The organism is uncultured Gemella sp. (assembly GCF_963537375.1).
In the GTDB taxonomy this organism is placed as follows: domain Bacteria; phylum Bacillota; class Bacilli; order Staphylococcales; family Gemellaceae; genus Gemella.
This window is the reverse complement of record NZ_CAUTDQ010000049.1, coordinates 1-11,700: the sequence shown is the minus strand read 5'-3', so window position 1 is coordinate 11,700 and position 11,700 is coordinate 1. Positions and strand designations below refer to the sequence as shown.

Sequence of the window (11,700 nt, the reverse complement as noted above, 5' to 3'; positions counted from 1 at the left end):
CAGAAGACTTTAATTATTTTATCATTTCGTCGAATGTTTGTCAAGAAGTTTTTTTTATATTTTTTTAAACTTTTCAACCGCTTACTTCGTTGAAATGATTGATATTGTCTTTCTTCAAGACTTTTATAAGTTTATCATTTCTTTTTTATTTTGTCAAGAACTTTTTTATATTTTCTTAACATTTAATTATTAGAAATCTTATATTGTTCGTCTTCTTGAGAAGACTTTTACTATTCTATCATCAGTCTTTTATTATGTCAATACATTTTTTAAAAAAACTGAGGAAAAGTTTCTCTTTTCCTCAGTTTGAATCTTTCTATTAGTAAACTATTTTCTTAATAAAGAGATATTTAGCTCTAATAATTGCTCTAAATCTACTGGTGATGGAGCTTGTGTCATTGGATCTGCAGCATTAGCTGTTTTAGGGAATGCTATTGTATCACGTAAGTTATCACGCCCTGCTAGTAACATAACAAATCTATCTAATCCTAAAGCACATCCTCCATGTGGTGGTACTCCATATTCGAATGCATCTAATAAGAATCCAAATTGCTCTTGAGCTTGTTCTTGAGTAAATCCTAATGCTTTAAACATTGAAGATTGTACTTCTTTATCGTAGATACGGATACTTCCTCCACCTAGTTCATATCCATTAAGTACTATATCATAAGCTTGTGCATAAGCTTTTTCTGGTGCAGTTTCTAGTAATTCTACATCTTCTACTTTCGGCATTGTGAATGGGTGGTGAGCTGCACTGTAACGACCTTTTTCTTCATCATACTCTAATAAAGGCCAGTTTACTACCCATAGATAGTTATATTTATCTTTATCGATTAAATCTAAATCGGCTGCTAATTTTTGACGTAGTGCCCCTAATGATGCGTAACATACTTTTTTACTATCCGCAGCAAATAAGATAATATCTCCAACTTCTGCGTCTACACGAGCTACTAATTCTTGAGCTACTTCATCTGTAAAGAATTTAGCAATCGCTCCGTTTAATCCTTCTTCTGTTACTTTAACCCAAGCTAATCCTTTAGCTCCATAGTTTGCAACATACTTACCTAATGCATCAATATCTTTACGAGAATATTGCTCTGCACATCCTTTAGCTACGATACATTTTACTGCTCCACCTTGTTCTACTGCATTAGAGAACACTTTGAAGTCTAAGTTCTTCACAAGATCACTAACATCTTTTAATTCCATACCAAAACGAGTATCTGGTTTATCACTACCAAATCTTTCCATTGCTTCTTCGTAGTCAAGACGTGGGAATGGTAATACTACATCGATACCTTTAACTTCTTTCATTACATGAGCAATTAAACCTTCTATCATAGTAAGAATTTCTTCTTGTGACATAAAGCTCATTTCCATATCGATTTGTGTAAAGTCTGGTTGTCTATCTGCACGTAAGTCTTCATCACGGAAACAACGAGCTACTTGATAGTATCTGTCAAATCCTGCAACCATTAATAATTGCTTAAATAATTGTGGTGATTGTGGTAAAGCATAGAATTCACCTGGGTGAACCCTACTTGGTACTAAGTAATCACGTGCTCCTTCAGGAGTTGATTTAGTTAAAATCGGTGTTTCAACATCAACAAACATGTTGTTATCTAAGTAATCTCTTGTTGCTTTAGTAATTTTTGAACGTAATTGTAATACTTCAGCAAGTTCCGTTCTTCTTAAGTCAAGGTAACGATATTTTAGACGTAATTCTTCACTTGATAAACTTGCATCGTCTAATACGAATGGTAATGTTTTTGCTTTCGATAAAATTTCTAATTTATCAGCGATAACTTCTACTTTACCTGATGCAATTTTCTCGTTTACAGTAGACTCATTTCTTAATACTACTTCTCCTTCAATAGAAACTACGAATTCGTTTCTTAAAGTTCCTGCTAGTTCATGTAATTCTGCATTTTTTTCTCCTGAAAATACACATTGAACTACACCCATTCTATCTCTTACATCGATAAAGATTAAGTTACCAAGGTCACGACGTTTACTAACCCAACCTTTTAACGTTACTTTTTTTCCTACATATTTTTCATCTATACGACCAGCGTATTCCGTTCTTCCGTATGCGCTCATTATTTTTCTCCTCTCAATTTTTCTTGTAAATAATCAACTATGTTTTCTAACTTAATTGTTTCTTGTTCAAATGACTTCATATCTTTTATGACAAGTGTTCCACTTTCTAGTTCACTTTGTCCAATTATAATAGAATATTTTGCATTGTATCTATCTGCAATTTTCATTTGAGCTTTCATTTTTTTATCAAAATAATCATTTTGTACGCTATATCCAGCTAATCTTAAATCATTAGTAAGTTTGACTCCAGCATTTGAAGCTTCTTCACCCATAGCAACTACAAACACATCGGTTGTATCATCTATAGGTAATTCAATATTTTCACTTTCAAGTGCTAATAATAATCTTTCAATACTTAAAGCAAAACCAATACCTTTTTTATCTTCCGGTCCATCTAACAATTTAATTAATCCATTATAACGACCACCACCACAAAGTGTTTTTAATTCTACTTCTGGATTATCTATCATAATCTCAAATGCAGTATGAGTATAGTAGTCTAATCCACGAACTAAATTATGATCAATTTCATATTTTACACCTAGCGCATCTAAGTGTTTAAGTACTTCTGCAAAGTATTGTTTAGACTCTTCACCTAGGTACTCTAATAATCTTGGTGCAGATTTAATAAGCTCGTGTTCAGCATCAACTTTACAATCCAATATTCTCATAGGATTTTTATAAAGTCTATTATTACAATCTTCACAGAATTCATTTATTCTAGGTTCAAAATGCTTAACTAACGCTTCATTATAGGCTTGTCTTTCTTCGGGATTTCCTAAAGAGTTGATACTAACTTTAATACTTTCAATACTAAACATCTTATAAATATTATAAGCTAAACTAATAACTTCAGCATCAATTTTTGGGCTCTCCTCACCGATGACCTCAACACCATATTGAACAAATTGACGATAACGACCTTTTTGTTTTCTTTCATATCTAAACATCGGTCCAACATAGTATAATTTTTGTGGTTGAATAGTTTTAGCGAAAAGCTTATTTTCAATATATGAACGAACTGTTCCAGCTGTACCTTCTGGTCTTAATGTTAAAGATCTATTCCCTTTATCCATAAAAGTATACATTTCTTTTTGAACTATATCTGTTGTATCCCCAACACCTCGACTGAATAATTCTGTTGATTCAAACATAGGTGTTCTAATTTCTTCATAACAGAAGTTTTTACTAATCTCTCTTAGTTTCCCTTCAATATACTGCCATTTCACACTTTCTTCTGGTAGTATATCTTGAGTCCCTCTTGGCATGCTAATTACCATTTCTTTCTCCTTTCGATTTTTAATCTTACTGTGCATCCAATATAAATTAAAAATCGCCCCACATAGCTTTTAACTACATGGGACGATAACATACTTCGTGGTGCCACCCTAATTCATATCGGAATACCGATACCTTATTTTCTATTTATTAAATTTTACAAAAAGCGTTCTTTACTTTAATCATTAATATTTAATCTTTCAGCCTAAGGATCAAACTCTCTTTCTATTAAAACATAAAGTAAAATTCTTTTTACTATATTTTGTCACGGTTCTTTTAAATATATTATACCAAACTCATATCCTTGTCAAGAAATTATTATACTTTTTATTTTTAAACAGTATATTTACCCCTATATATTAGATTATTTTTCTACAAAATTCAACATTAACAGCTACTAATTATTTCACCATAATATAACTATATACTCCTTTTATATACACATTTCATGTAGTTAATTTAATTACTTATAATTTAATTCACTTGATTTTTTTTTCTTAACATTATACAATTAATTATAGTTAAAGACATTAAAGAAAGGAGCGTAGCTCTTTATGAAAAAAATAATCTCTATTTTAATGCCTATATTAGCGATTTTTTTCTTAGTAGGAGGAACATATTACTATCTTACTTCAGAAAATAAAAATTTTAAAGAAGAACATTCAAAATATATATCATTAATAAATGATTCTCATGATTTCAATTCTGGTTTAAAAGGCCTTGAGACACTAACTACTGAAAAAGCAAAAGAAACATTAAGAAATATAGATAACGAAATTAACATCGCCAGTGAATTAGTAAAAATTGATACAGCGTTAAACAATGCTAATATTGAAGAAGCACACAATCATCTAAAACATGCTAAAAAGCTTAATACAGGTCGTACCTTCACTAAGGCTATCACTTACTTAGAAGAACAGTTAGAAAACTACGATAATGCTCTTATTGAAATTTTAAAATTAGACTCGACTTCTCCTAACTATACGGATCAAGTGAAAACAATTTTAGCAAAATATGAATTTAAATACAGTGCGTTAAAAGACAAACTTTTAAATTCAGAAACTTCAGAATTAGAACAAGATCACAAAACTAATGTTACTAAGAAAGAAGAAGAGAAAAAAGAGTTAAGCAATAAAGAAGATTCTAAAAAAGAAAAATCATCTGAAAATAAAGGAAGCACTACTGGAAAACAAACTTCAGCTGATTCTAAAAAAACATCTTCTATACCTAATACAAAAATTCACCCTCAAATTATCGGTCAGCAAGTTCCAGAAACTTACAATACAATCCGATATACTCAAGAGGGAGCAACAAGTAGAAGTATAATAGAAAATGAGCTAAAAGGTGACATTTCTAACTTTACAAATGAAGAAATAGATGCTGCAATAGCAAGTTATAACACAAAGAATCAAGGATAACAAATTGCATCCTTGATTCTTTTTATTTATTTACAGATTTAGCTCATAGAAAATTTCTAGCACCTAGCTCTATAAGATAACTTTATTTTTCTACAGCGATAACTTCTATTTCTATATTTCCACCTAATGGTAAAGCAGCTACTTGGAATGCTGATCTAGCAGGAAGAACATCATTAAACTGTTCTGCATAAACTTTATTCACTTCTGCAAAGTCGACGATGTCTTTTAATAATACTAATGACTTCACAACATGATTCATAGAGCTTCCAGCTTCTTCTAATACTGCTTCAATATTTTTGAAAACTTGTTTAGCTTCCTCGATAACTCCACCTTCAACAATCTTTCCAGTTTCAGGATTAATACCTAATTGACCTGAACAGAAAATTAAATTTCCTACTTTATTAGCTTGTACGTATGGTCCTACTGCTTTTGGCGCTTTTGGTGTATTTACTTCTGTTATTTTCATTTAATAAATCTCCTTTATTTATATTGTCATTTTTTATATTAATTATTTAACGCTTGTTTTAAATCTTCGATTAAGTCTTCTGAGTCTTCTACTCCACAAGAAAATCTTAGTAGAGTTTGTGTTACTCCTTGAGCTAACCTTTCTTCTTCACTCATGCATGCGTGAGACATAGTTGCTGGATGAGAAATTATAGATTCTACCCCTCCTAAGCTAATTGCATAAATCGGAATTTTGATTTTTTTAAGGAACGTTTTTAAATCATCTTGTTCGAAAAATTCAAATGAAAAGACAGCTCCTCCTGAACTAGCTTGCTCTGTATGAATATCATAAAATTTACAACTTGTAAGATTAGGGTAGTATACTTTTTTAATTTTATCTTGAGTTTCTAAGAACTTAGTAAGAATTTTCGCATTGTCTACAGATTTCTCCATTCGTAATCCCATAGTTTTCATTCCTCGTAAGATTAACCAGGCATCTTCTACTCCTAAAATACCACCGAAATTCTTTTGTAATAAACAAATTTCACTCGCGATGTCCTCATTATTCGTAACCGCACAACCTGCTGTAACATCACTATGACCGTTAACAAACTTAGTCAAGCTTTCAATTACTATATCACATCCTAAATCTAAAGGTTTTTGATATAAAGCGGTCATAAAAGTATTGTCTGCAACAGTTTTTATATTATGTTTCTTGGCAATTTCTACTATTGCCTTAATATCCGATACCTTTAACAAAGGATTAGATGGAGTTTCGATATAAATCATTGCAGTATTATCTTTAATAGTAGCTTCTAATTCTTCGAAATTTTGATAATTAATAAAACTAACTTCTATTCCATATTTTTTCAAAATTTTTGAACTAAATTGGAATGTTCCTCCATAAACATCTTTAGGTAATATTATGTGTTCCCCACAATTCAATAGCATCAATACAGTTGTTATTGCTGACATACCTGAAGCGAAAGCAAAACCAAATTTCGCTTTATGTAAATTAGCAACAGCTGCTTCCAATGCTAATATCGTTGGATTCCCGAAACGACTATACGAATACTTACCACAATCTTTATATCCTTCTTTTTGGTCAAATGTAGTAACTTGATATTTAGGAATCGATGCTGCACCAGTATAATCATCTATTACAGGATATCCATGCAATAAATTAGTATTTACTCCTTTCATGAAATTATCCTCCTGATTTCCATTTATTTTTTACCTTGCAATTCAATTATAAAATATAATGAAGTATTTTTCAATATCTATAGTATTCGTTTTCATATTTTCTTTTCTTAGTAATTTCACCGTATAATTAAAAAAAAGCTATAACTAGACATAAAAATCTAATTATAGCTTTCTTATATTTCTAATTAAAGAACAACTACGTTAGCTGCTTGTGGTCCACGAGCACCATCTTCTACTTCAAATTCAACTTTATCGCCTTCTTTTAAAGTTTTGAATCCGTCTTTTTTAATGCTTGAGAAGTGAACGAAGATATCTTTTTCTCCTGCTACTTCGATAAATCCGAATCCTTTTTCCTCGTTAAACCATTTTACTGTACCTTGTTTCATAAGTTACAATCTCCTTTATATTTTTTATTATCAATAATCAATCGTATTCTTGCTGTTAAAGATAATAAATAAAATAAATGTGATATTGTGTTATTCACTTAAAAAACTTAGAACCTGTATTACAATTTTTACTATATGTTTTATTGACTTCCTTCATTATACTCTATTTAAAAAGTATATGCAACTAATAAGACTTATAAAATAAAAAAGCCTTCCGGCTCTTTTATTAAAACTCTTCTTCTTCAGTTGAGATATTGAATTTTGATACAATTCCATCATTGTCAAAATCGTAGACATCTTCAGTTTCTTCCATATCTTCTTCCTCAATTAGGGCGTCTACTTCATCATGGATATCTTCTTGTTCTTCATCTCCAAGTTCTTCAATATCATCTTCATCATCAATTTCAAATTTTTGAACACTTGGCTCAACAAAGTTTTTAATGTCTTCAACGAATAAACTATCTCTTAATTTCCAGCTTCCATCTTCAACACATACGAATCTTCCATCTAAGTTTAAGTCAGTGTAGAAGTATGCAGCTTGTGCTGTAAATTCTTCATCATCAACATTTCTTAATGGTTTAATATAGTCTAGGAAATCATAAATATTTAATTTTTCAATTCCTTCTTCTACCATATATGCATAACATAAATCTATTAGTGACATTTCCTTAATTTTTTCTGCGCTTAAATCTTTTAACTTTACCATTTATATTAGATTCCCTTCTTTTTTATTTATTACATTTTCTCTGGAGCAGATACTCCGATTAAGTCTAAAGCGTTTCTTAAAGTTATTTTAACAGCTGTAATTAATGCTAAATAACTTTGAGTTTGCTCTTTATTTTCAGTTATTACTTTATTATTATTATAGAATTTGTGGAAAGAACTTGCAAGACTTTGTAGATAATTACAAATTCTATGCGGTTCATAATTCTTAGCAGCCTGTGCTACTATTTCTGGATAATATGCTAAGTTTTTCAGTAAGTCTACTGAGTACTCATCAGTTAATAATTCATAATCACAATTTTTCACATCATATTCAGTTTGTTCTGCCGCTTGACGTAAGATTGAACAAATTCTAGCATGAGCATATTGAACATAGTATAGTGGGTTATCACTTGATTGTTCTTTTGCTACCGCAAAGTCGAAGTCTAAGTGACTATCTGCACTTCTCATTACTAGGAAGTAACGTGCCGCATCTGCTCCTACTTCATCAATTAAATCACGAAGTGTAATTGCTTTACCAGTTCTCTTACTCATTTTTACAACTTCACCGTTATTAAGTAGTTGTACCATTTGCATAATTAGAACTTCAAGTTGCTCTGCTTTATATCCCATCGCTACGATACTTGCTTTTAATCTTGCAATATATCCATGGTGATCTGCACCTAAAACGTCTAGTAATAAATCAAACCCACGATCTAATTTATTTTTATGATAAGCTATGTCACTAGTTAAGTATGTTAGTGAACCATCCGCTTTAATTAATACACGGTCTTTATCATCACCTGTGCCTAAAGCTGTTGTTTCTAACCATAAAGCTCCATCTTTTTCATAAACGAATCCTTGTCCTCTTAAAGATTCTAAAGCTTTATCCACAAGACCATTTTCATATAAAGATTTTTCACTAAAGAACACATCGTACTCTAATCCAAAATCTCCTAAATCTTTCTTAATATTTTCCATTTCATACGCTACTGCATACTCACGAATAAACTCATTTAAGTCTTCTCTTTCTAATAATGAATCTCCAAACTCATCTTTTAGTTTTTGACCTAGAACTTTAATATCTTCACCGTGGTATGCATCTTCTGGTAACTGTGCATCCATACCTAGCGCTTGTTTGTAACGAACGATTGCAGAAATAACTAGGTTATTAATTTGATTACCAGCATCATTGATATAGTATTCACGAGATAAATCATATCCTGATTTTTTCATTATTCTTGCTAATGAATCAGAATAAGCAGCATTTCTAGCATGACCTACGTGTAGTGTCCCTGTTGGATTAGCTGATACATACTCTAATAGTACTTTTTTCCCTTGTCCAATGTTGTTTTCACCATATTTAAAATCGTCTTCTAATATTTTACCAACAACACTACCTAGACTTGATTTCTTAACAAAGAAGTTAATGAATCCTGGTCCAGCTATTTCAATTTTCTCTACCGCTTCATCTTCATCTATATTACTGATTATTTCCTCGGCAATAACTCTAGGGTTTTTACGTAAAACTCTTGTTAATTGCATCGCTACGTTTGAAGAAAAATCTCCATTTTCTGTATTTTTCGGAGTTTCCACATGTATATCTACTCCATCAATTTCTAATTTGGCTAAAGAATTTTGTAATAATTCTACTATTTTATTTTTCACCAAAAATTCCTCCTAATTACCTACTAAATGTTTTTCACTAATATTTTCAATTTATTTTGCTGTTTGTCATTTTTTCCGAAATGTATATTGTACACTATCTCAAATAAAGTAAAACTATTTTTTGCCATCTTACTTATTTTTACAAGTTGTGTTTCCAATTTCATCTGACCATATTGTGTACTGTAGTCATTACTTGTTTTCGTATATGCTAAGTACATTTTTGAATCGTCTTTTTCTATACTAACACTTTCTTTTATTTTGTCAATAAAAATTTCTATTTTTTTGTTATTTTTATCACTATAAGTTATTTTCTCACTTGTGGCTTCTTCAATATGTATCCCTACATGAGAATCTTCATGGATTTTCTCGGCATCAACATATGTTGTTATTTTAATTTTACTATTCATTAATACTTTCTAATTCCTCTTCAATTTCTAACCAAGAATTATTTAATTCATCAACTTCTTCCGTTAATTGTTTTAGTTTTTCATTAAACTCTTGTGTTTTTATCATATCAGTATAGACTTCTTCTTTTGCAAGTTCATTATTAACCGCTAGTATTTCTTCTTCCAAACTTTCGATCTTTTCCATCAACTCATCACGTGTTCTTTCTAATTTTCTTACACGACGTTTAGTTTCTTTATCTAATATATAATTATTAGTTTCTTTTGCTTCAACAACCTCTACTTCTTTATTCGTTAATTGTTGAGCTATTCTCTCTTGCTCTCTTTTTTCTAAATAATAATCATAATTCCCTAAATACATATTATGACCATTATCAGTAATATCTAATACCTTATTAGCTATCTTATTAATAAAGTACCTATCGTGACTTACAAATACAATAGTTCCTTCGTAATTTTTAAGAGCTTCTTCTAAAACCTGTTTACTAGTAATATCAAGGTGGTTAGTCGGTTCATCTAATATTAATAAATTATTCTTTTCTAACATTAGTTTAGCTAATTGTAATCTTGCTTTTTCTCCACCAGAAAGATCTCTTACTATCTTAAGAACATCATCACCTCTAAATAAGAATCTACCAAGCACAGTTCTTACTTCCGCTTCTTTCATTAAAGGATACTCATCCCAAAGTTCATTTAATATCGTTTTTGAAGATTCAAATTCTGCTTGTTTTTGATCGTAGTATCCTAATGACACTTTGCTACCATATTGAACATTTCCAGCAATTTCTTTTTGTCTCTTCGCTATTGTTTTTATTAAAGTAGATTTTCCTATACCATTTCTTCCAACAACAGCTATTCTATCTCCTTTATACACAGCAAGATTATAACTTTGACCTACTTTAGTTCCATTATAACCAACTTGTAAATCGCTAATTGTCAGAACATCACGACCACTTTGTTCCTTAATTAAGAACTCTATCCCTGCTGCTTTATCATCTTTTTTCGGATTATCTATAAGTTCCATCTTATCTAATACTTTTTGACGACTCTTAGCCATCTTACTAGTTGAAGCTCTAGCAATATTTTTCTGAACAAATTCTTCTAATTTCTTTATATCTTTTTGCTGACTAGTATATTCTTTTAGTTGTTTTTCGTAATCTTCTTCATACTGTACTAAAAACTTAGAATAGTTCCCAACATATTTCTTAAGCCTTCCAAATTCTAAGTTGTATACAACATTAACAACTTTATCTAAAAAATATCTATCGTGACTTACAATTACTATTGCACCATTGTATGCTGATAAATAATTTTCTAACCATGCTACATTTTCCATATCAAGGTGGTTAGTCGGTTCGTCTAGAACTAGTAAATCAGGCTCACTAAGTAACAATTTCGCCATAGATAACCTTGTTTTCTCTCCACCTGAAAAAGTACTAATTTTCTTATCAAAAACTTCTTTTGTAAAATCTAATCCATAAAGTACACTTTCTATCTTACTCTTGTAATGATAATCCTTATGAGTTAATACTTCATTTTGTAATCTATCAAACTTATTAAGTAATGTTGGATCATTCTCAATATTTTCCGGAGTTAATTCGAAAGATAATTTCTCTAATTCTGCTTCTAAAGTAATTATCTCATCAAAGCACGTAATCATTTCTTCATAAATCGACAGATCTTCTCTCACGATAAATTCTTGAGATAAATATCCAACTGTCGTATTTTTTGAAATTGTTCTCTCTCCGCTATCGAAACTAATGGCACCAGCTATTATTTTTAATAAAGTACTTTTCCCAGCACCATTTCTTCCGACTATCGCAACTCGATCTTTATCATTGATTTCCAATTTTACATTTGAAAAAATTTCATTTACTACAAAATTCTTCGTTATATTATTTAGCTGAATTAACATAGTTTCTCCTTTCTTTCTAATTTTTTACTTATTTTTAACAAAATATTATCTAAATTGTTTATAACTGAAATATTATACCATATTTTTATCTTTTAAGCTAATAATTATAGTCGTTATCTTGTATTATTCTGTAGTGTTACAATTGATGTGAGACAAAATATAAAAAAAGAAGAGTAAATCCT

10 protein-coding genes are annotated in these 11,700 nt (G+C 30.3%); 1 reads left to right on the top strand and 9 read right to left on the bottom strand.

Annotation, left to right across the window (positions count from 1 at the left end):
- Positions 1-327 precede the first annotated feature (327 nt).
- On the bottom strand, positions 328-2,100 hold the full coding sequence (aspS, locus tag RYK99_RS08105; RefSeq protein WP_204642009.1) for an aspartate--tRNA ligase: 1,773 nt from the start codon (positions 2,098-2,100) through the stop codon (positions 328-330).
- Positions 2,100-3,380, bottom strand: coding sequence for a histidine--tRNA ligase (gene hisS / locus RYK99_RS08100; protein WP_314991664.1), 1,281 nt, complete (start codon positions 3,378-3,380; stop codon positions 2,100-2,102). The genes aspS and hisS overlap by 1 nt, the downstream gene beginning before the upstream one ends.
- Positions 3,381-3,932: 552 nt before the next feature.
- Between hisS and RYK99_RS08095 the strand changes: the two genes are divergently transcribed.
- Positions 3,933-4,796: a hypothetical protein gene (locus RYK99_RS08095; protein WP_314991662.1), complete on the top strand. Its 864-nt coding sequence runs from the start codon at positions 3,933-3,935 to the stop codon at positions 4,794-4,796.
- Between the two features lie 82 nt (positions 4,797-4,878).
- On the opposite strand, the gene RYK99_RS08090 is transcribed toward RYK99_RS08095, so the two are convergent.
- From RYK99_RS08090 to RYK99_RS08060, 7 genes are all read right to left on the bottom strand, one after another.
- The gene (locus RYK99_RS08090) at positions 4,879-5,262 is read right to left on the bottom strand and encodes a RidA family protein (RefSeq protein WP_314991660.1); all 384 of its coding nucleotides are present in this window, start codon (positions 5,260-5,262) and stop codon (positions 4,879-4,881) included.
- Positions 5,263-5,300: 38 nt separating this feature from the next.
- Positions 5,301-6,443 carry a PLP-dependent aspartate aminotransferase family protein gene (locus RYK99_RS08085; RefSeq protein ID WP_314991658.1) on the bottom strand — a complete coding sequence of 381 codons (1,143 nt, stop codon included), beginning with the start codon at positions 6,441-6,443 and terminating at the stop codon, positions 5,301-5,303.
- A gap of 185 nt (positions 6,444-6,628) precedes the next feature.
- Positions 6,629-6,829 (bottom strand): cold-shock protein, encoded by a 201-nt coding sequence (locus RYK99_RS08080; RefSeq protein WP_003144740.1) that lies wholly within the window; start codon positions 6,827-6,829, stop codon positions 6,629-6,631.
- A gap of 226 nt (positions 6,830-7,055) precedes the next feature.
- Positions 7,056-7,535: a DNA-directed RNA polymerase subunit delta gene (gene rpoE, locus RYK99_RS08075; protein ID WP_314991655.1), complete on the bottom strand. Its 480-nt coding sequence runs from the start codon at positions 7,533-7,535 to the stop codon at positions 7,056-7,058.
- Between the two features lie 29 nt (positions 7,536-7,564).
- Positions 7,565-9,199: an arginine--tRNA ligase gene (gene argS / locus RYK99_RS08070; RefSeq protein WP_314991653.1), complete on the bottom strand. Its 1,635-nt coding sequence runs from the start codon at positions 9,197-9,199 to the stop codon at positions 7,565-7,567.
- 23 nt (positions 9,200-9,222) lie between these two features.
- Positions 9,223-9,606: a hypothetical protein gene (locus tag RYK99_RS08065; RefSeq protein ID WP_314991651.1), complete on the bottom strand. Its 384-nt coding sequence runs from the start codon at positions 9,604-9,606 to the stop codon at positions 9,223-9,225.
- A complete protein-coding gene (locus RYK99_RS08060; protein ID WP_314991650.1) occupies positions 9,599-11,518 on the bottom strand; it encodes an ATP-binding cassette domain-containing protein in 1,920 nt (639 codons plus the stop codon). The genes RYK99_RS08065 and RYK99_RS08060 overlap by 8 nt, the downstream gene beginning before the upstream one ends.
- Between the last annotated feature and the right edge of the window lie 182 nt (positions 11,519-11,700).